We start from the raw sequence: 24536 nt of genomic DNA on the forward strand, positions 1-24536 counted from the left end.
TATTGCCCTCTGACTTTATTCGCTCTTCAATCATGGCGTCAAAATCTAACGCCTGTTTTCGTTTCGTGGACCTCATAGTTTACAGGCTCTGGGGCTATTGCAGCATTCCCGGGATAATAATATTTAATGCAATCATAACACATTTTGCGTAAAAAGGTACAGGCTCATGCGTAAATATTGTGGCGCTGGTGCTCCGGCGCCGGGTTGGGGTGGCCTGAAAGGGGAGGACATTATATCCAGGGTTTCCGGCCGGGTATTACCCTGGCCGTAAGCGGGTGAGTGCAATGCAAGGGCTGCAAGGATGGTGGTAAGTAAGAAGGGTAGTTTTTGGTTGCGTGTTATAAGATGGATTGCAACGGTAAACAAGGATGTGTACTTTAGGGGACCTAAACCCGATCTCATACAAAATAAGAGCTGTCAGCTTATGAAGCACCCTACTCATTTCAATCGTCCCATCAGTATAATGATCTTTTTCCTGCTGCTGGCGGCATTTTCCCCGGTGAAAGCGCCGGCCCAGCAACGGCCCAATGTCATTTTTGTGCTGGCAGACGACCTGGGATATGCGGACCTGGGCTGCTACGGCAACCCGGTGATAGAAACGCCTTTCCTGGATAAACTGGCCAGTGAGGGGGTGCGCGCCACTAATTATGCCGTGGTATCGCCCACCTGCTCTCCCTCCAGGGGCGCGCTGCTCACCGGCCGGTATCCCACCCGGTATAACATCCCTTACCCGCTGGGCCCCGGCTCTTCCATGGGGTTATTGCCCAATGAACTGACCATTGCCAATGTGTTGAAATCCGCCGGCTATAACACCGCCATGATCGGTAAGTGGCACCTGGGGGATAAAAAGGGTTTCCTGCCCCTGGAACATGGCTTTGACAGTTACTACGGCCTGCTGTACAGCCATGATTACCGCGCACCTTACGTTAAGACCGATACCACCATTAAACTATACCGGGATTATACGCCGGAAGTTTTAAGACCGGCAGATAGCTCCCTGACGAACCTTTACAGCCAGGAAGCCATCCGCTACATCCGGCAGCAGAAAAAGGAACAACCCTTCTTCCTGTACCTGGCGTTCAACATGCCCCACCTGCCAGTATGGTTTGCCGCCCAGCAGAAAGGTGATCTTTCCAAAGGAGGAGAGCTGGGCATCGTGATCAATGAAATGGACCAGCGGATAGCAGCCATTTGGGCGGCGGTTAAAGAACAAGGCCTGGAAAATAACACCGTATTGATGTTCTCCAGTGACAACGGCCCCTGGAATAATTACGATGCCCGTATGGAAGGCGATGGCGTGACCCACCGCAATCATACCGGTTATGCAGGCGTGTTCCGCGGCTCCAAGGCCACTACTTACGAAGGCGGCACCCGCGAGCCTTTCATTGTATACTGGCCGGGGCACATCTCCCCCCGCGTGATCCGGGAGCCGGTCACCTGCCTGGATGTGCTGCCCACACTGGCAGCGTGGGCCGGGGCCAAACTACCCGGTAATGTAGCACTGGATGGACAATCCATTGCGGGCCTGCTCACCGGCACGGCCACGGGCTTCCGGCACCAGCCATTTTATTACGTACACAATAACGAGCTGCAGGCGGTAAGGGATGGTGACTGGAAGCTCCGCATCATCACCCAAAAAGACCAGCGGCAGGTAGAACTATTCAATATCTCCGAAGATCCCGGTGAACGGGAGAACCGTAAAGACCGGGATCCTGAAGTGTATAAGCGGATGCTCATCCTCTTCAACAACTACCCGGATAAAGCGCACGCCAAAATGTAAATGCCCTGTATAACAAAAAGCGGCTGTTTCCTGTGTGGGAAGCAGCCGCTTTTACATTTATACCAAGGTGCCCTTATCTCAGGTTGCCGAAGCCGCGCTCACTTCTTTGCCAAGTTAAGGCCCAAGCCGTTATGGTATATCTGCTGCCGGCGCTACCGTATGGACCGGTATTTGTGGCGCAGCGGTGAGGATAACGCACTATTATCAATTAAAACTGCATGCATATGGCAAACAAAAAACAAACGGTGATCGACTTCCTGGGGGAGATCATCTCTTTCCGCAACAATTTAAAACTCATTCACTGGTCCATCACCGGGCGGGGTAGCTATGAGGCCCACATCTCCCTGGACCAGGCCATTGACACCCTCACTGATGTTACAGACCGGCTGGTGGAAACCTCCATTGCCGTGATGGGCACCCTGGAGATCGTGATCCCTGAAACCCGCCGCCCCCAGAATTACATCAAATACATCGAGGAATTTTACACTTACGTGGATAAGAACCGCGAGGACTTCCCTGAAAAATTCACCCAGGCTATTCTGGATGATTTCCAGGAAGCGGTGCAGCAGCTGTTGTTCCGGTTGAAGCGGTTGGAGTAGGGCATGTCTGTAAAACAAAAAAAGCCTCCGCAACCGGAGGCTTTTTCGTGTTCACCACATCCATGTAGTAAGCAACATTGATCAATGTACAATGTAATTATTATATGGTGCTGCACTGTATTTCACGCTATCGTGCTTATACGGGGTGTTGTCATATTCCATTTGCACCGTCTTGGTTTCACCGGGCATCAACGTAAAGTAGTTGTCACTGATGAATACCGGCAGTACCTGCTGCCCGTCTGCATTGCGGGTTACGTTCATGCGGATGCCGAAGGCGGCGGATTTTGACGATGCGGGGTTTTTGATCACTGCATTCACAAACGTCCGGTTGCCCACTTCCCTGGTGGTATACGTGCAGGAAAGGTTTACAGGCTGCAGCGTGTTCAACGCCGTATAGTCCTTCCGTTTATTGCCGCGCCAGTACAGGTTTTCAGACACCAGCTTGTTATGGCTGTCCGTGAGCTTCAGCTTGATGAAATGCACATCGCTCAGCCCGGAGCTGGGCACATCGCCCTGGTACACTGCAAAGTCAAACAGGGAGTAGCCCCATCCGCTACCGCGCTCCATGCCATGCATGCGTACATAGCGGGCGGTTACTTCCGGGAAGGTGAGCTGCATGGGGCCTGCGTGGCCGTTATCTGTTTTGTATACCTGCTGCCAGTGTTCGTTGTCATTGGATACTTCTATTTTGAAGGTCTTTGCATAAGCGTCTTCCCAGGTAAGCCCTACACCGTTCACTACTTCTTCCCTGCCCAGGTCCACGCAGAGCCATTCGTCATCGTTGTAGCGGCTGGACCAGCGGGTGTGTGGGTTGCCATCATTGGCATTGGCCGCGGCATCCGGTGCGGAAGAGGCAGCGATGTTTTTGCCCTTTGCCAGGTCCAGGTGGTCCGTGTTGAAGTCCAGCGCAAAGGCGGTAGCCGCGCTGTGGGCCGGGGAGCTAAGCACGGCAGTATGCGTGTATTGCGCGGCAATGTGCCCGTCCAGGTTGTAGATCTCCGCAGTGGCGGTAAGGTCATCCACATCCTGCCGCGTGGTGTTTATTACCTTGATGGCATTATCTACCGGGTTCCATTGTATGTGCAAAGGCTCACAGGCTTTCTTTACCCCAAAGTAGGCACCGGTAAGATCATAGTAGTAATCATACGTTTGCCACACCATGGAAGGATAGGCGGATTGGCTCATCCACGTCATAATGCCGGATGCATCTTCTCCCATGTGATCCAGCCAGCCTTCATACATAGCCCGGTTGCTTTCCAGGTTTACAAATTGCGCTTTGCGGCAATAATCTTCAATGTCTTTGGGCTTGCCATAACCTTCCGTGATCATACGGTCATAACCGTCAGGGTCGGCGTTGAAAGCGTTGGGACCAAAGTAGTGCTGGTTCCACATTTCATTGCGGGGCCACCACTTGTCCTGCGGCATAAATTTTTTAAAGCTCTCAAAGTTCACAAATACCGCGGTGCCCAGTTCCGAACGCAGCCCCCAGCCAAGGTTACCGCCGGAGCCGGTGGGGTAGGCCGTGAAGTAGTACCGCGGATCATGCGCGCCCCACGGGCCGCTGCCGGTCAGGTTGTCCGCGTGGGAGTTGGACTGATAATAGCGGTCATCACCATCAAACACACGTACATCTTCCTGCAGCCAGTTGCGCAGCGGTGGTTCCGGCCAGCCTTCATTTTCCCCACACCAAATAGCTATGGACGGATGGTTGCGGAAGCGTTTTATCTTTTCAATAGCATTTGCATTGAACGCGTTGAGATCTGCCGGCAGGTTGGAATTGGCATTCAGCCAGAACTCATCCCATACCATGATGCCATACTTGTCGCACGCTTCATAAAATTCCGGGTCCGTCACGGAGCCCAGCCAGTTGCGGATCATGTTAAAGTTCAGGTCCTTGTGCAGGCGGATCTTCAGGTCATATTCCGCGCCGCGGCAGCGCAGCATGTATTCAGACATACCCCAGTCGCCCCCTTTGATGAACACCGGTGTACCATTGATGGCAATATGCAGCACATTGCCCGTGGTGTCATAGCTGTAACGGCGGATGCCGAAGGTCACGGTCTGTGCATCAGTTACCTGGTCATTGACCCGCAGCTGCAGGTTCAGGGTATAGCAGTTGGGATCACCATAACCATTGGGCCACCAGAGCTTGGGGTTATTGACAACCAGTTGCTCCATATCCCGCTTGCTGAGCGTGATGTCGCTGGCGTTGCCATGGTTTACCCGGATCTTTTTGGAAAACCGGATGTTGCCCGGCATGATGGTCCCTTCCAGGATGGCATCCATGTCATTGCCGGTATGGTTCTGCACCTGGGTGGATACAGACAGGTAGGCCTTTGCATTGGTGGGCAGCTCACTGCGCACCCAGGTGTCCTGCAGGGTAAGATCGCCGCTGCTGGTCAGGTACACCTTGTCTGTAATGCCGGAGTTGAGGCCTGGCACATAGGGCATCCAGTCCCAGCCTGCGCTGGACAGGTAATTGGGGCTGCCCGCATTGGCCAGCGGTTGCCGTGGTATGCTTACCAGCACCGCCAGTGTATTTTCCGCACCGGCATTCGCCAGGCGGGTAATGTCAAAATGCCCACGGGTCATAAAGCCATCAAGGCTGCCTACCAGGGTCCCGTTTACATAAACACTGGCCTTGCGGTTCACCCCATCAAAATTCAGCCAGGTCCTTTTCTGCCCATAGGCCGCGGGTATGGTGAAGGTAGTGCGGTACCAGTAGTCCTGGTCGTATTTACGGCGGTCCACCTTGTTGATATTGTCGCCAAAGTTGGGGTCCTGCTCCAGTCCTGCCGCTACAAAAGAGCCAAAGGTGGTGCCGGGCACAATGGCCTTGGTCCACCCGGTAAGGGCTATGCCGGGATCTTTGGCGGTGGTGGTGCCGGCAGCAGCTTTTACATACCAGTCCTGCCGGGAGCTGCTGCCCAGGTCCACCCGGTCCAGTTGTGCATGCGTTACCGCTGGAATGCCCAGCAGGCAAAGTATCCGGCACATCCGGCCGAATAAAGGATAAATGCTTTTCATGAAGAGAATGTTATAAAAAGAATATGGCGCCGGCGGGAGATGCCGGTTGCCGCATAGTTTCCGGGTTTAAAAAAGGGAGACCGCTTCCCCGTTTTGGAGCGGCCTCCCGGGATTGGATTGCTACCGTATCCGGAGTACAACCTTCGTAAACTGCAGATAGGTATAAGTTTGCTCGCTTACCACCCAGCCAAAGGTGACAGTGGTTTGCTGCGGAATGGTAAAAGTGAGCGTGTGGGTGCCGCCTATGCTGTTCTGGTCACCATGGTAGCGGGCCAGGATCGTGGCATTGCCATCCAGGTTGTCAATATCCGGCAGGAAAGTACCGGTGGCCACCACTTCGTTGGCATCTATGGTGCCACCATAACCAGCGGTGGTTACATCCAGGTCGTACGTGCCGGCGGGCAGGGTAAAGGACTGGTACACCTTGCCGTTCAGCATCGGTGCATCGCCCCAGTTCTTTGCTTCAAAATGGATGCAGCCACCGTTGTCGGTGGACCATCCGCCGCCCTGGTCATTGTTCTGGTTCACTACATTGGTATTCACCTGCCAGTCTTTGGGCAGGCCCCACTTGCCGCTGCCATTGTCACTGCGGTAAAAAGGATTGCCTGCATTCTTGATGAACACCGCGGTTACATCACCCGCGCGGGTAATGTCCGGGAAGGTGCTGGTTGCCGCAACGGTAAAGGTGTCCAGCGCATTGCGCTGGGGAATGTAGCTGGACTGGAAAGTTACCTGGGTGCCAAATTTGAAGTTGGGCAGGGTAATGCCGCTGCTGTCACCGGGGAGCACCAGCGTGTCCACCTGGTCGTTATTATCGGTGAAGATCACTTTTGTACCAGTATTGATGGAGTCTGGTGTATTGAACTGCACCCGCACATTGCCCTGCAAAAGGTCCAGCAGGTAAGGCGTGGCGGCGTTGTAAGCACGGTTGAAAAGGCCGCCCTGGTATTTGGGGCCGTATACGCGCACGCCGTTAATGTTCACCGCAATGGAGCTCCTGCCTACGGAGTCTATCGAATACACGTTGAAATTGTACGTGCCTTCTGCCAGGTTGGGAATAATGATACCGGCCGTGTCTTCCGGGTTATGACTGGTGGCATTCATGGTGGTGGAGTCCTGACCGTTGTTCCAGAGGATCTTGTACCGCGCTATCTTGGGGTCCGGGCTGGGATTCCATACCAGCATGGTACGCAGGTTACCGGCGCGGTAGCCGGCGTGCTGGATAATACCGGGGTAGTAGATCTCCCCGCCGGCCAGCAGGTCTTTATAGGCTTCATTCTTCTTGGAGCAGCCCAGGATGCTTACGGCAAAGAGCAGCCATGATAGGTTGCGGAATGTGTGTTTCATTGTCTTTACGGTTTGTAGTTATTGCGGAGCGCCGGAAAAAGTTACTTCGCGGATGATCGTGTAGTCCAGTCCAAACCAGGTATCCGTCACCACGATCCGGATGTATTTCACGGCCGGCAGGTTCTTGGGCATGCTGAAGTCAATGCCGTTGTTCATGTAGGCTTTGTCGGCCGCATTGGTTTGTCCCTGTGGCAGCCCGGAAGGAGGGTCCGGAACACGATAATTGCCCAGTGCTATCCAGTCGCCGGTTTGCGTACCCACCGGTACATTGCCGGGTGTCACCGCATCTGCGGGATGGTCTGTGTTGGACCCATAGATCGTAAAATCCTTTGGGTTGTTATAGCCATAATCGCGGAAGTACATCATAAAGTGCGTGAGCTTGTAGCTGGTAGGGCCAAGGCCAAAGGTGCACTGCATAAGGCGCTGGCTGGTGCCAATGGTGGTTTGCCATGCATTGGCGTTGTTATCTTCCGTGGTGTTGCCGTCAAAGATATTGGGCACCACGCCGCCATACCCAATAAATGCATCGCTGGGCATGATGTAGTTGAAGAACTTGGTCTTGTCCAGCACCTGGTCCACACCGGGCGTAAGGTCCGTGATCAGGGTATCGGAGATATTGCCAAAACGGTCCGTCACATACACGCCAAACCTGGTGGACACCGGCTGGAAGCCGCGCACCGCATAGTTGATCGTATCCAGTGAAGTGTAATGTTCATCGGCAATGGCAAATTTGTTCGTAGCCGGATCAATGGTGAGCGTGTTGATGGCAATGGCGCTGTTGGTCGTATTCAGTGCCTGCACATTGATGCCGCCATAGTCCGCGCCTACCTGCAGTGATTTGCGCACCAGCGTGTAATAAGGCGTGTCCGGGTGCACGGTAATGGTCACGGGATCAGATTCTTTGTTGGAGCGGGTCACGGCTCTCAGGGTCACCTGGTAGTCGATCGCATCATGGAATCCCTCCAGCCGCAGTGTATCAAAGAAATAACTGGATTTGATCTCGTGGTTCACACCCGGGCGGATGCTATAATCTGCCACCACATACAGCAGGTCCTGGTCTTTGGGCAGGTCGTAACGCACTACCACGGCCCCGTTCAGCGCCTGGGTGCGTACATTTGTCACTACGCCCGGTTTGTTGCCGCCGGAGGGTGGCTGGCGGTAATTATCTTTCTGGCAGGCCTGCAATGTCACACTGGTCACAGCTGCCAGCGCCATGATCATCGTGTTATAGTGGAATGTTCTGATCGTTCTCATAACGGAGTGTAAAGCGTTTTAAAAATCGGGTTACCAGGCCGGGTTCTGCACCAGGTTACTGTTCACCACCAGGCTGTTAGTAGAAATGGGCCACAGGTAATCACGCGTACCAAATACCGGAATAGCCACGTTCTTGGGACGGTAGTAGTTGATGGCCTGGTCTTCGTAAATGCTCCATCCTTTCAGCGGCGCACTCAGTACCAGTTGCAGTTCCTTCCACCTTCTCAGGTCCCAGCCAGCCTGCCCTTCAAAGCACAGTTCAATGCGGCGTTCCTGGTGGATGATAGCGCGCAGGCCATCTTTGGTAGAAGGTTTGCCCGGGTTCCTGGAGTACTGCGCCCATGCATCCACAACACCTGGTAAGCCGGCGCGGTTGCGCACCTTGTCAATGTTGGCATAGCACTCCGCAGAAGGGCCGCTCACTTCATTTAACGCCTCTGCGTACAGCAGGTACAGCCCTGCCATGCGCATGACCGGCATGGAAAAATCCGTCCAGTTAAAACCATTGTCATACACAGTCAGGTAGTTGGCCAGTTTCTTGGGCCAGTAGCCGGTAATGTTGGTCTTTTGCAAAGTCTTGGGGCCTGCCAGGGAAGACTGGCCACGGGCCGATACGTAATGTGGGTTGCTGCCATCCAGGATGCCATTGCCAAACCAGATGCCGCCGTCAAAGCCAATGCTGGCATAGAAGCGGGATTCGCGGTTAAAGTGTGCCTTAATGGTGGTATATCCCTGTTTGATATAGTTCGCATTGGCAGCATCCCCATCCTGTAACTGGTAGCGGTCATTGTAATCCCAGTTCTTGTCTTCTTCAATGGGCACACCATTGTTTGTATAAAACAGTTCAGCTGTGGAGATGGGCGCAGCAAAATACGCGGGGTTGTCATTGTCGTTCTGGTTAGCCAGCTGTGTCATGCGGGGAATGCAGTATTCCTGCCCATGCCAGATGGCATTCAGTGACCAGATCAGTTCTGTGTTCAGGTCCCAGCGTTGGGTAAGCGCGGTCTGGAACACCAGCTCCTGGCGGATCTGGTCCGGAAGGTTGGTCACGTTAGGTGCAGCCGCGAAGGTGTTGTTCAGGTGGAGGCCCACTGCTTCGCACTGGTCGATGGCGGCTTTGCACGCATCGGCGGCCTTTTGCCATTTGGTAGCATCATAGGCGGGAAACAGCAGTTGCCCGTCTTTATCCCTGAACGATGCATAGTCCGTGTTACCATTGAACAGCGGGCTGGCTGCCGTTACCAGCAGTTCTGCTTTAATGGCCATGGCGGCGGGTTTGGTGATGCGGCCCAGTTCCTTGGCCGGGTTCTCAATAGAAGGCGGCAGGTCCGGGATAGCCTGGTCCAGCAGGCCGGCAATGTAATTTACCACGGTATCCACCGGGCGGCGTTTTACGCGCACCTGGTCCGGCGTGGCTTCCACCGGCAGGTTCTTGTCCACGATGGGAATAGGCCCGTACAGGCGGAAGAGATAGTAGTGATAATAGGCCTTTAAGAATTTTGTTTCGGCAATCCAGCGTGCTTTCTCGGCCGCGCCCAGGTCTGCCGGTTCATCTATGTTTTCCAGCATGGTATTGCACTTGCGGATGGCCTGCCACATGTTGATGCCGTTGCCGCCGCCATCCCAGTAATTCAAACCAGGACTGTTTGTGTTCTGCGTACCGGTGATCAGTGAAAAGCCGGTAATGTTCAGTGGATTGCCGGGCAGGTTCAGCGGGTACACCAGTTCCGAAGAAGTGGTGAAGGCCGGGCTGCGGCTCATATCATTCAAACCCTGGATGGCATTGTAGCAGGAGAAGAGATAGTTCTCGGCTTCATTGCGGCTTCTGAAGGCATAGTCCAGGGTACCTACATCCGGTGGTACCACATCAAGGTATTTCTGGCAGGAACTGCCCAGTAGCAGCAGGCCTGTAATGCATAAGACGGTATAAAACGATTTCATGTTGCCGTGGATTAAAGATTTACGTTGAGACCTACGTTGTACACTTTCTGGATAGGGTAGGCAAAGCCGTTGCCACCCAGTTCGGGGTCCCACAGTTTAAAGGAGCTCCAGGTGATCAGGTTCAGGCCATTGAAGTAAAGACGGGCATTGCGCAGCCCCCAGCGCCTGGCCATGCGGGGCGGCAGGGAAATGCCTATCTCCGCGGATTTGAGGCGCAGGAAATCGGAATTGCGCAGCCACCAGGTGCTGGCTTGCCGGTTGTTCGTGATCTCGTTGCCATTAGTGCCCAGGCGCGGGTACAGTGCGTAAATATCCTGGTGGTCTTCAGACCAGTGGCTGTCTGCAAAGGCCTGCAGTAACTGGGTGTTGCCGTACACGTAAGCATCGGGGCTTTGGATGAACGGGCTCACTTTACTCGGATCAATGAAGAATGATACGCGTGCCTGTCCCTGGAAGAAAGCAGAGAGGTCAAACATTTTGTACTGCACGGAAAAGCCGGCGCCATACACAATCTCGGGCACCTGCGGGTAGCCAATGAAGGTCTGGTCGCGCTGGTCTATCACGCCATCGCCATTCAGGTCGCGGTACTTGATATCACCACCGCGGGGTGCCTTACTGTCGGCGGTGAACAGCTGCTGGGGCGAGCTTTGCGCTTCTGCATCATCCACGAAGAGGCGCTCCGCAATGTACCCGTATCCCTGGCGGATGGGATGGCCCGCCGTGTGGCGCCATGGCTCGGGATAGTTCGGCTCTTCGTAGTAAGTATACTTGTTGGCAGCCAGCGTAAAGTTGCCACGGGCAGATACCAGCAGGTCACGGTTCACCTGTTGTTTATAATCCGCAGAAAGGTCAATGCCGCGGGCGTTGGCCTTGCCCAGGTTGGCGTAGATATCTGCTTCCAGCCCGTTGGTAGTGGGGATATAAGAGCGCCTCTGCAGGATATTGTAGCGGTTGTAGTTATAATATTCTGCGGTAAAGTTCAGTTTCTTCAGTGTAGTGATCTCCAGTGCAAGGTTCATCTGCCGGGACGTTTCCCAGGTTACTTCCGGGTCGGGGTAATTGTTGATGGATACGCCGGGACGGCTGTAGCCACGGTTGGTCCCAAACTCCGCGCCGGCACCGCTGGCCAGGTTTACATCAGAGCTGTAGAAGAAGCGGCGGTCACTGATATTGTCATTGCCCACCAGGCCATAACTGCCGCGCAGCTTCACCCGGCTCAGGATGGGCAGCAGTGGCGCAAAGAATTTTTCTTCAGACAGCATCCAGCCCCCGCCAATGGTGGGGAAGAAGCCGTAACGGTGTTCTTTGGAGAAACGTTCAGAGCCATTGTACCCAAAGTTAAATTCCATGTAGTACTTGCTCTTGTAGTTATAGGCTGCACGCCCGGCAAGGCCCATGTTGCGGTGGGGTAATGAATTTACCAGCGAGGAGGCGTTGGAATAAACCGTTTGCTGCATGGTACCTACCAGGGTGCCGGACAGGTTGTGGTTGCCAAACTGGCGCACGTAATCGAGATTGCCCTGCAGGTAAGCGCCGGTATTGATCACCGGTGTGCCGGGATAATAACCCAGGTATTCCGTAGCCGCGCCGGGCTCCTGGTTCAGCCAGGAAAGCGTATAGACATTGGTCTTGCGGTCATAAGAGCCGATGTTATAGTAGAAAGGATTGTAACCCAGGTTGGCATCAAAATAAGCATAGCGGTTGGTCTCAAAAATACCGTGGAAGGTAAGGCCTTTGGTCACCGCATCCAGCTTCTGGTTCAGCTCCAGTTGTGCCAGTACCCGCGATTCCGAAGAAGTCTTATGTCCGCGCAGCAGCAAGGCATACGGGTTGTTGAAAGGTGTGGCGTTAAAGGTGCCGGGGGGCGCGCCAAAAAGAATATGTTGCGTGGTCAGGTTCGCAGAATCTGCCGGGTAATAAGCGGGAAATAATACCGGGCTGGTATGCAGCGCCAGGTTGTAAATATCAGAACTGAAAGAACCATCCGTAGTGAGCGGCCCCTGGTAAGAGCTGAACGTACCGCTGAAGCGGATGATCATTTCTGTGGTCTTGGTCAGGCTCACGTTCACGTTGGAGCGCAACTGGTAGTTCTGGAACTTTACGTTGTTGTGGTTATTGTTCCGGGTATCTTCCACCAGGTTGCCATGATCCAGGTTGTAAGAGCCAGCCACATAATAGCGTGCCAGCGGGCTACCCCCGCTTACGCTCATATTGCCACGCTGCGTGTTCGTATGGTCTTTGATCAGCGTTTTCAGCCAGTCCACCGCGGGGTACACGTAAGGGTTGGAGCCCGGCTCATGGTGCATGGTGGCAATGGTGTTATTGATCTTGTCCTGGTTGAAGGGCAGGGGCTGGGAAGGATCGCGGGTGAGGGTGGCCTCGTTGAACGCCTTCATGTATGTGATAGGATCTGCGATCTTCAAAGAGCGGGTGTTCTGTGAGCGGGAGTTTTCAATGCGTGCATTGATAGACAGCTTGCCCATTTTACCTTCCTTGGTGTTGACGAGGATCACCCCGTTAGCACCACGTGCGCCATACAATGCTGTAGCACTGGCATCTTTGAGGATAGAGAAGCTGGCAATGTCGTCCACGTTCAGGCGCGCCAGGTCATTGGTGCTCAGCTCAATGTTGTCAATGAGGATGAGCGGGTCCACTTTATAGCCAAAGGTGGTAACACCACGGATGAAGAACTGCGCATTGTCCTGCCCGGGCTGGCCTGTGGGCTGGTAAGCAATTACACCGGCCGCCTGCCCGGCCAGCGCCGTGGTAAGGTTGCTGGCAGGGATCTTCATCTCTTCCGGTTTGATGGAGGTTACAGAGCCCACGATGGCTTCCTTGCGTTCCTTTTTACCAAACGCGGTGATCACCACTTCCTCTGTGTGCTGAATGTCTTCCTGCAGCACCACTTTCAACGCCTTGTTGGTAGCGGTAACTGTGAAGAGCTGTGTCACAAAACCGATGGAGGAGATGCGTAGTACCGTGCCTTCTTTTACCGTGAGCACAAAGTTGCCGTTTTCGTCGGTCACGGTGCCTTGTTTAGGATTGTCTGCCACCATCACCGTTACACCGGGCATGATCTGCCCTTTGGCGTCCCGCACGTTACCGGTTACGGTGACGTCTGCCGGGGGAGCCGGCGCCAGATTTTTTTTTGTGATGCCGGCATCAGGTGCCGGTTCAATGATGATGTTCTTTTCGTCAATGCTGTAGCGCAGGGACGTGTTCTTCAATACCTCGCCCAGCGCGGTTTCCAGGGAGGTGTTATCAAAGTTTACATCCAGTTTGGGAAGATCTTTGATGTTCTTGGAAGACCACACTACGTTGTACCCGGTTTGCCGGTTCACCTCCACGAAGAACTGCTTCAGGGTAATGCCCTTTTCATGCAGCGTTATTTTCTGGGAGAAGGCGGTGGCGTGGGCCTGTAGCAGGGTGGCCAGTAGCAACAGGAATGTTATTTTCATAAAACGCAGGAATTGCAGTTTGAAGCCCGGGGGCTTACCGTTCGTGGACGTAAGGGGAATGCACATGTAATAAAAGCGCTGTTTAGGTGTGGAACGTGTAGGGCCGCACGCGCCAGGCAGGCTGGCGCGTGAAGGCGGTTGATAATGATGTGATGACCAGGAATCAGGGATTGCTGTGCAGCTCCTTCTTTTTACTGATGATAATGGTATTTCCGTCTATTCTGAAACGGGCCGTGCCGGCCTTTTCCATCAGGTTCAGCAGCGTGGCGATGTTGCTGAAACGTGTGGTCACTGCACCATAGGTTTCTTTGCGCAGGCTTTCGTCTTCAAATACGTACTGCACATTGTACCAGCGGGCAATGGTTTTCATAATATCTTCCAGCGCATCATCATCAAAGCGGAAGTAGCCTTCTTTCCAGGCGGTCACCGCTTCCACGTTGGCAGCAGTGACGCTGATGCCGCCCTGGTAGCGGGCCTGCTGGCCAGGCTTCAGCAGCACCGGCGCACCGCCGGCGGTTACCTGTGCGGCGCCTTTTACCAGCGTGGTGCTGATGTTGTTCTCATCCGCATAAGCTTTAATGTTGAAGGCCGTGCCGATATCTTCCGTTACAAAAGCACCCGTTACCACTTTAAAGGGCTGTGCCTCGTTGTGTACCACATCAAAATATCCTTCACCGGTAAGCTCCACACGGCGTTCCTTCGTATGCGAGAACGATACCGGGAAACGCAGGCTGGACATAGAATTAAGCCACACGGTGGTCTGGTCCGGTAACACTATTTTATACTGGCCGCCGGCCGGTGTACTGATGGTGTTATAAGCCAGGGCAGCTGTGGTATCTGCACCGGTGTTGCCGGTTGTTACCTCGTACAGCAATTGCCCGTTGGCTGCTTTGGTAATACGTACATTTCCTTGTGTGGCAATATTGCCGTTGGCAGTGGTGGACAGTACGATCTGTTTACCATTGGCCAGCGTAAGGATGGCCTGGTTGCTGCCTGGCTTTACCGCCGTGGTGGCATAGGTGACGGGTGTGGCATGGCGCCGGGATAAATAAAGGCCTGCGCCGGTAGCACACAAAAGGGCCACGGAAGCGGCCACCGCCCATTTGCGGTAACGGGGAGAACGCACCGGATGAAGGCCGGTGGCATGATGAATGCGTTGCAGCAATTCCTGCTGTACCTGTTCCTCATTGCCGGGAAATGCAGCGTCCTGGTAGCCGGTGGCCCGGTACCAATCCATCAGCTCCTGTTGTTCTGCCAGGGAGGCAGTACCATTGCCGAGCTTATTGATCAATTCATTAATTCTCTGTAGATCCATTTGTTCAGGTAAAACGTGGAAGTCATTTAACAAGGTGTGGCATTGCGTAAGCCGGCCTTACCCATTGCACACCGGTTGCTGATTTGGTCGCTGTCAATAGATAGTGCCCATAAAAGGATGCTTGCACCCTATCCGTCTGAAAATTATTTTTTGAAGAAGAAATGGGCAATGGCAAAGAGGGTGATGCCATGGTTCCTGAGCTGGCCCCGGATAATGCGCAAGGCCCTGTTGAGGGTGTTCTCCACCGTTTTGCGGGTAACGTCTGTCTGCTCGGCTATTTCATGGTTATTAAGGCCCAGGTTGCGGCTGTAATGGAATACCAGGCGGCATTTTTCCGGCATTTCTTCCACAATGCCGTCTATCAGGTCTTTCAGGAAACGGGCCTCCAGCAGGGCCTCGTCCTGGCTGGCTGTTTCAACAGTATAGTTTTCCCGGGCCAGTGCGGTGCGGCGCTGTTCCTTGCGGTAATGTTTAAATACCTGGTATTTGACGGCGGTGGCCAGGAAGGCGGAGAGGCCCTGGATATCCTGCTGCTGGCGCTTTTCCCAGAGGGTAATGAATACTTCCTGGACAATATCCTTGGCCAGTTCTTCATTCCTGCTGTGGTTCCAGGCCACCAGCAGCATTTTTTTCCAGTACCGGTTGTAGATCTCGTTATAGGCGGACCGGTTATTTTCCCTGAGTAATTGCAACAACTCCGGGTCCGTGTAGTGAATGTATCCCATACTCAGACAACTACAAAAACATGACTCAATAAATTAGATCACTGCTGGCATACGTGGATTGCAGCAATTAATGTTTGTGATGCGATTTCAAATCTGGCTGGCTGGCGGGCAGATGCTCTTGTTCCGGGGCAAGGTATAACAAAATCAGGATACGTTACGAATGATTTAGGTGCCCGTAATGTTTTTTTTGACACGACTTCTGCAAGGGTTCCTGTACTAATGTAGAAAAAACAGGGTGTAGTAAAATAAAAGGCTGTTCTAGTGTGAATAAAATAGATTTATGCGCCTGAAGGGCATCATTAATTACTGATGTGAAATACGCAGTACACCACCAGGAACAGCCCCATCACCACGGAGAGCATCACAAGCCGTAAGATCAGTGGAGTGATGGCCCGGTAATCCTTACCGGCAGGAGAAAAAGCATGTTGATCATTACTTGCGTGTATAGATTGAAAATATGGCACCTGCTATTAGTCGCTGCCTGGTAATGATCCTGACAGGCAGCACCGCAGAAAACGAAAAAAGCCCCCGCGACCGGGGGCTTTTTCAATCTGATTTATCGTGTTGAACTTATTACTTCACATCAAAACGGTCCAGGTTCATCACCTTATTCCATGCGGCTACAAAATCCTTCACAAATTTCTCCTGGCCATCCGCACTGGCATATACTTCCGCCAGTGCACGCAGTTCAGCATTAGAACCAAATACCAGGTCCGCGCGGCTGGCGGTCCATTTTAATTCGCCGGTGGTGCGGTCGCTGCCTTCGTACAACTCACGGTCTGCGGACACCGCCTTCCATGCTGTGCGCATATCCAGCAGGTTCACGAAGAAGTCGTTGGTCAACTGGCCGGGGCGCTTGGTGAATACACCATCGTTACCGCCATCGTAGTTAGCGCCGAGTGCACGGATGCCACCTACCAGCACAGTTAGTTCCGGTGCGGTGAGGGTGAGCAGTTGCGCCTTATCGATCAGCATAGCTTCTGTAGATGCGGGCAATTTAGCTTTGCGGTAATTGCGGAAACCATCTGCGAGGGGTTCCAGGTAACCGATAGATTCTACATCGGTTTGTTCCTGGGAGGCATCCATGCGGCCGGGTGTAAATGGTACGGTAATGTCATGGCCTGCATCTTTAGCAGCTTTTTCCACGGCGGCTACACCACCCAGTACGATCAGGTCTGCAATGGATATTTTTTTACCGCCGGTAGCAGCACTGTTGAATGCCTGCTGCACACCTTCCAGTGCCGTGAGCACTTTCTGCAACCGTGCAGGATTGTTGGATTGCCAGTAGCGCTGGGGGGCCAGGCGTATGCGGGCGCCGTTGGCACCGCCGCGTTTATCGGAACCACGGAAGGTGGAGGCAGATGCCCATGCCACCGATGCCAGTTCAGCCACACTAAGGCCGGTGCCGAGTATTGTGGATTTGAGCGCTGTTACATCGCTATCATTTACCAGCGGATGATCTACTGCGGGAATGGGGTCCTGCCATATCAGTATCTCTGCCGGTACTTCCTTGCCCAGGTAGCGGGCACGTGGCCCCATATCACGATGGGTGAGCTTAAACCAGGCACGGGCAAAAGCATCTGCAAATGCGTCCGGGTTTTCCAGGAAGTGGCGGGAGATCTTTTCATAAGCAGGGTCCAGGCGCAGTGACAGGTCCGTGGTCAGCATGGTGGGCTTGCCTTTGCGGTTCTTGTCGTACGCATGCGGAATGATGTCATCTGCATTTTTGGCTACCCATTGGTGGGCGCCGGCGGGGCTTTTGGTCAACTCCCATTCGTAGGCAAAAAGATTCTCAAAGAAGTTATTGCTCCATCGCGTGGGTGTGGTGGTCCACGTTACTTCCAGGCCACTGGTGATAGTGTCTGCTCCTTTACCACTGCCAAAGCTGTTTTGCCAGCCCAGGCCCTGCATGTCCAGGTCGGCCCCTTCCGGTTCTTTGCCTACGTAGCTGGCCGGTGCGGCGCCGTGGGTTTTACCAAAGGAGTGGCCGCCGGCTATGAGGGCTACGGTTTCTTCATCATTCATGGCCATGCGGCCAAAAGTGTCACGGATATCACGTGCGGCCGCAATGGGATCAGGGTTGCCATCCGGGCCTTCAGGATTTACATAGATGAGGCCCATCTGTACCGCCGCCAGTGGTTTTTCCAGGTTGCGGGAGTGGATGTCGCCGTCTGCCGGTTCATCGGCAGACAATACTGCCTGGTCTTTCTCCACGCCGGGTGAGCCATGGGCGTAACGGAGGTCACCACCCAGCCAGGTGGTTTCAGCGCCCCAGTATACAGATTCATCGGGTTCCCAGGCGTCTTCCCGGCCGCCGGCAAAACCGAATGTTTTGAAGCCCATGGATTCCAGGGCCACATTGCCGGTCAGGATCAGGAGGTCTGCCCAGGAGATCTTGTTACCATATTTCTGTTTGATAGGCCAGAGCAGGCGGCGGGCCTTGTCCAGGCTTACGTTATCAGGCCAGCTGTTCAGTGGCGCAAAACGTTGTTGTCCCTGTCCGGCGCCACCACGGCCGTCTGTAACGCGGTAGGTACCTGCGCTGTGCCAGGCCATGCGGATGAACAGGGGGCCATAATGCCCGAAGTCGGCCGGCCACCAGTCCTGCGAGTCGGTCATGAGTGCATGCAGGTCTTTCTTAACGGCGTCGAGGTCGAGGCTTTTGAAGGCTTCGGCATAATTAAAACCAGGGCCCAGCGGGTTGGATTGGGGCGCTTGCTGGCGCAGGAGGCTCACCTTTAACTGGTTGGGCCACCAATCCCGGTTGCGCGTACCGCCGCCGCCAGTACTGTTTTTCATCGTGCCATTATGAAATGGGCATTTGCTGATGTCTTGTGACTCGTTTGCCATGGTAAAATTTTTATGGTCTGAAAAGAAGTGAGCGAATATGATTGAAACGTGGTCTGTGTCAATTGCCCGGTAAAAGTAGGCGCCTTCCTTCGATAAATAAAATTTATTAATTCTATGATTTAATAGTTAAAACTTATTACTACTCCTTGTGAAGAGCCGGTACAATTTATAAAGGTTAACGGAAGGCCTTCCGGCGGAATGTAGTAGATATTGCATGTGGCGCGGTGCCGGCGGGCTGGTTATGGATCATCCCCGTAATGTTATAAAGCCTGCCTATAGCTGGAAAAAGACCCGTTTATCCCTGGAGAAACAATAATAGCCATGCGTGCAACGAATATAGCAAGAAAGGCTTTATTAGAAATGCGGCGTTTACTATCATGGGCCTGGGGCTTGTGCCGCGGTTCCGGGGCAATGCTGGTAGCCCCGGAATAGGGGCAGGTGTCATGTGGCACCTGTCCTAAGCCCAGCCCATGTGGCCCAGGCGAGCGAAGCACTGCTGAACCGGCCACTTCCCAGGGCTGGTTTTTCACTTTTCTTCAAATTTTTCCCTGTTCTTTAAAAAGGTGAGCTTTTCCTTCCAGGTATGAGCCTTTTCCCAGCCCTTAAAAAGGCGGGCTTTTTCACTGCTTTTTATAAAAAAGTGAAAAAATAATTTTGTGCAGTCAAATGGCTGCACGTATATTTGCAGTCATATAGCTGCATATTATGGAAACGAGAAGGGATGTATTTCAAGCCATTGCCGATCCGACACGGAGGGCCATTCTTACGCTGGTAGCGCTGGGCGCCATGACGCCGGGTGCCATTGCGGAGCAATTCAAGTCCTCCCGGCAAACCATTTCAAAGCATATCCAGATCCTGACGGAATGTGAACTGCTGAAGCAGGAAACCGCTGGCCGGGAGATCTACTATCACTTTAATCCGCAAAAAATGAAAGAAGTACAGGACTGGTTGCAGCCCTTCATAAAAATGTGGGACGACCGCTTCAACAAGCTGGAAGAGATCATGAAACCTTTTAAAAAATAAAACACACACGCTATGGATTACCGTACCAAGATCACCGCTGAACCGGGAAAACAGGAACTCTTTATCAACCGCGAGTTTGACCTGCCCGTAGCACTGCTCTTCCGGGCACATACAGACCCCACGCTGCTGGCCCAATGGATGAGCAATGATTATGCAAAAATGACCGTTGAAAAACTGGACGCCCAGCCCCAGGGCGCCTGGCATTACACCGTGAAAGACCCCAGCGGACAAACCTTCAATTTCTATGGAGTGATCCATGATATTGAAGCACCCGTCCGCCTGGTGCGCACTTTCCAGATGGACAGCCAGCAGGGAGAGCCCAGTGTGCAGCTGGAATTTCACACGTTCACCAAACTGACGGATAATACCAGTAAGCTGACCACGCAAACCATTTACCGCAGCAACAAAGAGCGTGATGATATGATCCGCATGGGCATGGCCCCTGGTGCTAACATGGCCCACGACCGCCTACAGGAAGTAATGAATCAATACAAATAATCCTACACAAACACACTATGAACGCAAAAACAAAGAAAATTCTCTATTGGATCGTTACCGGCCTGCTGGCCTGGGGAATGCTGTCTGGCGGTATCAGCCAGGTATTGCAGGCGGATTATGCCCAGGTGGGCTTTGTAGCGCTGCATTACCCATTGTACATGATGTTTATCCTGGGCACCTGGAAGATCCTGGGCACTATTGCCATCCTGGTGCCGGGATATAAGCTGCTGAAAGAATGGGCATATGCCGGGTTCTTTTTCCTGATGTCCGGTGCCGCGGCTTCGCATATCTTTGCGCATGATACATTTGCGCACAGCATTGCAGCGTTTATTACGTTGCTGCTCATCGTGGCATCCTGGGCGCTGCGGCCGGACAACCGTAAGCTGAATGTAACAGCAGCGTAGCTACCTTACCGTTATACATTGCATATAAACAGGAAAGCTGCAAACATCTTTGTCTGCAGCTTTCCTGTTTTTAAAATATTTCAACCTGATATTATTTACGTGACCTCACGGCTACAAACGGTTCAAATTTCAACAAGGGCCTCCCGTCATCTTCTTTTATCGCTACGCCATAAGCGCCTTTGCCAGCGCGGGTTTTCAAGGTAAAGATGTAATTGGCCCCTTTCTTCACATGAATGCGTGGCTGTATCCATATGCTCTTTGGAGACCATCCTATTTCCGCTGCTGCTATTTCCCCGCTGTAAAGTGCATTGCCTTCCGGTTCTCCCTTTGCATCCGTCTTAAATAATTGCACTTCCAACGGCTGGTCCGGGTTATCCAGCTTGAAGAGGGTAATGCTCATTTTCGCCAACTTGCCATCCGCAAAGCCTGTAAAGCTTCCCTTCCGCTGTGTTGAATCCGTGATATCCGCCACCGGGTGGAATCCTTCCTCCAGGCTTGTATTACCTTTAGGCTGCCGGTATGTTTCTTTACATTGCAGGGGCTCAATGGAGCCATCTGCCGCAAACGTAAGCGGCGCCCAGTAGTAATCTGCCAGGGCCTCGTTCTTCGCCGCATTGTTCCAGAGATCACTGCCGTAGAGGTACACCGTCTTTGCATTGAGCTTGATCACGGATACAAATGATGGCTGCCCGCCGCAGGAGTTATCGCTGATCTTTTTCCCTTCAGACCAGGGGCCCAGCGGGGTGGGAGCCGTGCGGTATGCAGTGCCGGTGCCGGAGCAATAACCGCAATTGGGATCAGAATATACGACGTAGTAACGGCCATCCCGCTTGAACAAACCAGGTGCTTCTGTAGCACCGGGCGTAACGTGCTGCACCACCTGCCCGCTACCGGTGAGGTAATCGTCACTGAGTTTTTCAATCACGATGGAACCATTACTGCGCCAGTCCGTATAAGCCAGGTAAGCCGTACCATCGTCATCTACAAAAGTATCGTGGTCACCGTTGTTGAGGCCTGCAGCGGGCATGCTGCTGTTCACGGCCAGTGCGGGCTCCGCTACTTCTGTGAAAGGTCCGGTGGGTGTGGCGCTTGTGAATACCCGGTAGCCGGATACATTGTCATACACGTTGATCCATAACACGTATTGTTTAGTCTTTTTGTTATAGATCACGTGCGGCCGGAAGCAGCCATAGGTCTTGCCATCACAGCGGGTTTGCCATACAGGTGTGGTGGCGTCAAAGAGGTAACCCTTGTCCGTCCAGGTTTCCAGGTCGGTGGAGGTGTAAACTTTGAACCCGCAGAAGGGAGCTGCTTTATTGCCCCACTGGAATCCGCAATCATAGCTGGTACCATAGAGGTAGTAAACCCCATTGAACTGTGCTATTTCCCCGTCGTGCGCGTCAATGGCGTCACCGGTTTTGCTGAAGCGGATCATTTTATGGCCGTTGTTATCGAAATTACGGCCCTGTGAAAACACTTGCTGCTGGCTCATAATGGCCAGCAGCAAGGTGATAAAAAGAAAGAAGTTCCGGTTCATGCTTATTCAATTACGCCCGCAAAACCGCCGTTGCGCACCATGTGGATCGTGAAGTTATCGCCCCGTTTTACCTGGATGGTTTTCTTACGGTAATCCATGGCCTGGTGACCGGCATTGATGCCATCTTCAAAGTAGGTCATGGTGTAAGTTTTACCAGGCTGCAGGAAGCTGAAGTTGATATTCACATCCCTCGTTTTTTCCTGGTTGTTGGTAATACCCCCTATGAACCATTTGTCGCCTTTTCTTTTGGCTACAACGTCCAGTTGGCCTGCGTCTGCTGCCAGGGCGCTGGTTTCATCCCAGGTTACCGGCACGGAGGCAATGAACTCGGTGCAGTCCGGGTTGCGGTAATACAGCGTGGGATTATCTGCCAGCATCTGAATGCCACTTTCAAACACCACAAAAAGGGCCATCTGGTAGGCGCGGGTGCCAATGCTGCCGGCGTTGGGGCGTTCAGATGCATAGTCTTCCGGTTGCATACTGAACATGGCGCCGGGTGTGTAATCCATGGGCCCCACGGCATTGCGCATGAAGGGCAGGTACAGGCTGTTGTCCGGTGTGCAGCCACCCATTTGTTCCATGCCGCGCACGCCTTCGTAGGAGAGAAGGTTGGGGTAGGTAAATTCCAGGCCCGCAGGCTTAAAGGCGCCGTGGAAGTCCACTACAATGTGGTGTTTGGCGGCTTCCTTCACTACGTTTTCATAATAGTTCACCATCCATTGGTCGCTGCGGTCCATGAAGTCGATCTTCACGCCTTTTACGCCCCATTCTTCAAAGGTTTTGAACAGCTCCATGTGGTTATGCACACAGAGCCAGGTAAGCCAGAGCACGATGTGTACGTTCTTGCTGTTGCCGTATTTTACCAGTTCTTTTACGTCCACGTTCGGGTTGGCGGTAAAAGGATCTTCGGTGGTCTTTGCCCAGCCTTCGTCCATTACGATGTACTGGATGCCATATTTGGATGCAAAGTCGATGAAGTACTTGTAGGTATCAGTATTAAAACCAGACACAAAATTCACATCCGGACCGTAGGGTGCGGCGCCATTCCACCACTCCCAGCTGGCCTTGCCGGGCTTGATCCAGGATACATCTTTCAACACGCTGGGGCCTGCCAGGCGCAGGTTCATCGTGTTTTCGAGGAGTTGCTTATCGTCATGCGCCACTACAAAATAGCGCCAGGGGAAGTTGCGGGTGCCGGTTGTTTTAGCGATGTAGTCCGCTGCTTTCGTGATCTTCAGGCTGCGGTCCCCGTCCGGCCCAAATTCCAGCGGTGTTTTGGGAAAGGTGGCCTGCGCTACGTTGCTGCCGCCGCTTTTCAGGAACATGCAGGGATAGTCATGTAGGTCGGACTCGCTGACCAGTATTTTATAATCCTGTTTGGTATCGATGAGGGCTGGCAGGGTGGCAATGTGGTCTTCCGGTTTCCATTGCGTGGAAGATACGTGCCGGTAAGGCTCTTCGTAAGAGGTCCGGAAGCCTCCGCTCTGCTGCAGGTGCAGCAAGGCTTCCTGTGGGAAGTTGAGGGTGAGATCTTCATTCATTACTTCCACATCCCCCTTTTGCTTAAGGATGAAGCGGTAGGCAAAACCATCGTTATACGCCCGGAATTCCACCGAATAGCCTTTGAAGTCCATCTGCAGGTCATTGTACTCCGTGTTCACCGTGGAGAATTTCATGGGCACAAGGGGAGTGATGGTTTCCTGCTTTTTGATGGTATGCCAGGCTACCAGTTTGGGGTTTTCGCCCAGTGTACCATTGGCCAGGGTAAGGCCCAGGTGGTTTTCTTTTAGCAGTTCCTTGCCACCGGCAGCTACGCTGTAGTAGATCTTATCTGCCAGGTTGAAGTGCAGTTTCAGCTGGCCGTCCGGCGAGGTGAAATCGATTTGCCTGCCCTGGGCAAAGCTTCCGGCAGACAGGCTGCAGAGCAGCAACAGGCTGGCGGTCATTCGATGTGTAAATTTCATAGTTTTCCGTTCGTGTGATTGTTGTTTGAGACTGGTTGCCACAGCCGTGGAATTGTATAGCAGGCTGCCGGGCGGTTAAAATAGTGATTATGCCTGGATAATGCAATCTTCTGCCTGCCACGGGGCAAAGAAAGTGTTTAGAGGGAGGATGTCAATTTTGCCGTTCCTGGCCCCGTCTGTTCAAGCCAATATGGCAATACCGTCTTTGGCACAGATCGTGCTGCCTTCCAGGCAGAAAACAAAGATATATGGCAACGCAAACAGCAATATTAGCAGGTGGTTGTTTCTGGGGTGTGCAGGAGTTGATCCGCGCACTCCCGGGGGTTATTGAAACGCGGGTGGGGTATACCGGCGGGGATGTGCCCAATGCCACTTACCGCAACCATGGTACGCATGCGGAAGGTATCAAGATCATCTTCGATCCTGAACAGCTGTCGTACCGCAAACTGCTGGAGTTCTTCTTCCAGATCCATAATCCTACCACGAGAAACCGCCAGGGAAATGATATAGGCACTTCTTACCGCTCCGCTATCTTTTATATGGACGATGCGCAAAAGCAAACTGCCGAAGCGCTCATTAAGGAGCTGGACGCCGCTCATATCTGGGCCGTACCCATTGTAACGCAGGTGGTGCCTGCCGGCGATTTCTGGGATGCAGAAGTGGAGCACCAGGATTACCTGCAGAAAAATCCTTATGGGTATACCTGCCACTACATCCGCCCGGAATGGGCGCTGCCGGAAGGGCAGGCGAAGTAACAGGCGAACCCTGTCCATCCCCGCACAGCCCTTGTCCGCAATCGGACAATCTGCCCATG

16 protein-coding genes are annotated in these 24536 nt (G+C 53.2%); 6 read left to right on the top strand and 10 right to left on the bottom strand.

The window, feature by feature from the left end; all coding sequences use genetic code 11:
* Positions 1-424: 424 nt before the first annotated feature.
* Positions 425-1780 carry a sulfatase-like hydrolase/transferase gene (locus tag DCC81_RS14725; RefSeq protein ID WP_240612992.1) on the top strand — a complete coding sequence of 452 codons (1356 nt, stop codon included), beginning with the start codon at positions 425-427 and terminating at the stop codon, positions 1778-1780.
* Between the two features lie 224 nt (positions 1781-2004).
* A complete protein-coding gene (locus DCC81_RS14730; protein ID WP_205686339.1) occupies positions 2005-2379 on the top strand; it encodes a DUF5856 family protein in 375 nt (124 codons plus the stop codon).
* An 81-nt stretch (positions 2380-2460) separates the two neighbouring features.
* Here DCC81_RS14730 and DCC81_RS14735 read toward each other — a convergent pair whose 3' ends face one another.
* The 8 genes from DCC81_RS14735 to katG form a co-directional block, all read right to left on the bottom strand.
* A complete protein-coding gene (locus DCC81_RS14735; protein ID WP_108687375.1) occupies positions 2461-5406 on the bottom strand; it encodes a discoidin domain-containing protein in 2946 nt (981 codons plus the stop codon).
* Between the two features lie 120 nt (positions 5407-5526).
* Positions 5527-6753: a DUF4998 domain-containing protein gene (locus tag DCC81_RS14740; RefSeq protein ID WP_108687376.1), complete on the bottom strand. Its 1227-nt coding sequence runs from the start codon at positions 6751-6753 to the stop codon at positions 5527-5529.
* Positions 6754-6771: 18 nt separating this feature from the next.
* The gene (locus tag DCC81_RS14745; RefSeq protein ID WP_108687377.1) at positions 6772-8007 is read right to left on the bottom strand and encodes a DUF4959 domain-containing protein; all 1236 of its coding nucleotides are present in this window, start codon (positions 8005-8007) and stop codon (positions 6772-6774) included.
* A gap of 30 nt (positions 8008-8037) precedes the next feature.
* Complete coding sequence (locus DCC81_RS14750) at positions 8038-9948, bottom strand: RagB/SusD family nutrient uptake outer membrane protein (protein ID WP_108687378.1); 1911 nt, start codon at positions 9946-9948, stop codon at positions 8038-8040.
* An 11-nt stretch (positions 9949-9959) separates the two neighbouring features.
* Positions 9960-13406: a TonB-dependent receptor gene (locus DCC81_RS14755; protein WP_108688255.1), complete on the bottom strand. Its 3447-nt coding sequence runs from the start codon at positions 13404-13406 to the stop codon at positions 9960-9962.
* A gap of 163 nt (positions 13407-13569) precedes the next feature.
* Positions 13570-14721, bottom strand: a complete 1152-nt coding sequence (locus DCC81_RS14760; RefSeq protein ID WP_108687379.1) for a FecR family protein — start codon at positions 14719-14721, stop codon at positions 13570-13572.
* A 143-nt stretch (positions 14722-14864) separates the two neighbouring features.
* Positions 14865-15446, bottom strand: coding sequence for an RNA polymerase sigma factor (locus DCC81_RS14765; RefSeq protein ID WP_108687380.1), 582 nt, complete (start codon positions 15444-15446; stop codon positions 14865-14867).
* Between the two features lie 573 nt (positions 15447-16019).
* The gene (gene katG, locus DCC81_RS14770; RefSeq protein ID WP_108687381.1) at positions 16020-18296 is read right to left on the bottom strand and encodes a catalase/peroxidase HPI; all 2277 of its coding nucleotides are present in this window, start codon (positions 18294-18296) and stop codon (positions 16020-16022) included.
* Positions 18297-19001: 705 nt separating this feature from the next.
* Between katG and DCC81_RS14775 the strand changes: the two genes are divergently transcribed.
* From DCC81_RS14775 to DCC81_RS14785, 3 genes are read left to right on the top strand one after another with little or no spacing between them, the layout of a single operon-like run.
* The gene (locus tag DCC81_RS14775; RefSeq protein ID WP_108687382.1) at positions 19002-19319 is read left to right on the top strand and encodes an ArsR/SmtB family transcription factor; all 318 of its coding nucleotides are present in this window, start codon (positions 19002-19004) and stop codon (positions 19317-19319) included.
* Positions 19320-19331: 12 nt separating this feature from the next.
* Positions 19332-19817, top strand: a complete 486-nt coding sequence (locus DCC81_RS14780) for an SRPBCC domain-containing protein (protein ID WP_108687383.1) — start codon at positions 19332-19334, stop codon at positions 19815-19817.
* Between the two features lie 17 nt (positions 19818-19834).
* Complete coding sequence (locus DCC81_RS14785) at positions 19835-20221, top strand: DoxX family protein (protein ID WP_108687384.1); 387 nt, start codon at positions 19835-19837, stop codon at positions 20219-20221.
* A 91-nt stretch (positions 20222-20312) separates the two neighbouring features.
* Here the strand turns inward: DCC81_RS14785 and DCC81_RS14790 are convergent, their stop codons facing one another.
* Complete coding sequence (locus DCC81_RS14790) at positions 20313-21758, bottom strand: family 43 glycosylhydrolase (protein WP_108687385.1); 1446 nt, start codon at positions 21756-21758, stop codon at positions 20313-20315.
* A 2-nt stretch (positions 21759-21760) separates the two neighbouring features.
* Positions 21761-23722 (bottom strand): glycoside hydrolase family 97 protein, encoded by a 1962-nt coding sequence (locus tag DCC81_RS14795; protein WP_205686340.1) that lies wholly within the window; start codon positions 23720-23722, stop codon positions 21761-21763.
* A 248-nt stretch (positions 23723-23970) separates the two neighbouring features.
* Here DCC81_RS14795 and msrA point away from each other — a divergent pair, with 248 nt between their 5' ends.
* Positions 23971-24477 (top strand): peptide-methionine (S)-S-oxide reductase MsrA, encoded by a 507-nt coding sequence (gene msrA / locus DCC81_RS14800; RefSeq protein ID WP_108687387.1) that lies wholly within the window; start codon positions 23971-23973, stop codon positions 24475-24477.
* The last annotated feature ends 59 nt before the right edge of the window (positions 24478-24536 follow it).

Source organism: Chitinophaga parva (genome assembly GCF_003071345.1).
GTDB classification, from domain to species: Bacteria; Bacteroidota; Bacteroidia; order Chitinophagales; family Chitinophagaceae; genus Chitinophaga; species Chitinophaga parva.

Excerpts from the sequence above, each read along its gene's own strand:
- DCC81_RS14725 (WP_240612992.1), top strand. The coding sequence starts at position 425 with ATGAAGCACCCTACTCATTTCAATCGTCCCATCAGTATAATGATCTTT.
- DCC81_RS14730 (WP_205686339.1), top strand. The coding sequence starts at position 2,005 with ATGGCAAACAAAAAACAAACGGTGATCGACTTCCTGGGGGAGATCATC.
- DCC81_RS14735 (WP_108687375.1), bottom strand. The coding sequence starts at position 5,406 with ATGAAAAGCATTTATCCTTTATTCGGCCGGATGTGCCGGATACTTTGC.
- DCC81_RS14740 (WP_108687376.1), bottom strand. The coding sequence starts at position 6,753 with ATGAAACACACATTCCGCAACCTATCATGGCTGCTCTTTGCCGTAAGC.
- DCC81_RS14745 (WP_108687377.1), bottom strand. The coding sequence starts at position 8,007 with ATGAGAACGATCAGAACATTCCACTATAACACGATGATCATGGCGCTG.
- DCC81_RS14750 (WP_108687378.1), bottom strand. The coding sequence starts at position 9,948 with ATGAAATCGTTTTATACCGTCTTATGCATTACAGGCCTGCTGCTACTG.
- DCC81_RS14755 (WP_108688255.1), bottom strand. The coding sequence starts at position 13,406 with ATGAAAATAACATTCCTGTTGCTACTGGCCACCCTGCTACAGGCCCAC.
- DCC81_RS14760 (WP_108687379.1), bottom strand. The coding sequence starts at position 14,721 with ATGGATCTACAGAGAATTAATGAATTGATCAATAAGCTCGGCAATGGT.
- DCC81_RS14765 (WP_108687380.1), bottom strand. The coding sequence starts at position 15,446 with ATGGGATACATTCACTACACGGACCCGGAGTTGTTGCAATTACTCAGG.
- katG (WP_108687381.1), bottom strand. The coding sequence starts at position 18,296 with ATGGCAAACGAGTCACAAGACATCAGCAAATGCCCATTTCATAATGGC.
- DCC81_RS14775 (WP_108687382.1), top strand. The coding sequence starts at position 19,002 with ATGGAAACGAGAAGGGATGTATTTCAAGCCATTGCCGATCCGACACGG.
- DCC81_RS14780 (WP_108687383.1), top strand. The coding sequence starts at position 19,332 with ATGGATTACCGTACCAAGATCACCGCTGAACCGGGAAAACAGGAACTC.
- DCC81_RS14785 (WP_108687384.1), top strand. The coding sequence starts at position 19,835 with ATGAACGCAAAAACAAAGAAAATTCTCTATTGGATCGTTACCGGCCTG.
- DCC81_RS14790 (WP_108687385.1), bottom strand. The coding sequence starts at position 21,758 with ATGAACCGGAACTTCTTTCTTTTTATCACCTTGCTGCTGGCCATTATG.
- DCC81_RS14795 (WP_205686340.1), bottom strand. The coding sequence starts at position 23,722 with ATGAAATTTACACATCGAATGACCGCCAGCCTGTTGCTGCTCTGCAGC.
- msrA (WP_108687387.1), top strand. The coding sequence starts at position 23,971 with ATGGCAACGCAAACAGCAATATTAGCAGGTGGTTGTTTCTGGGGTGTG.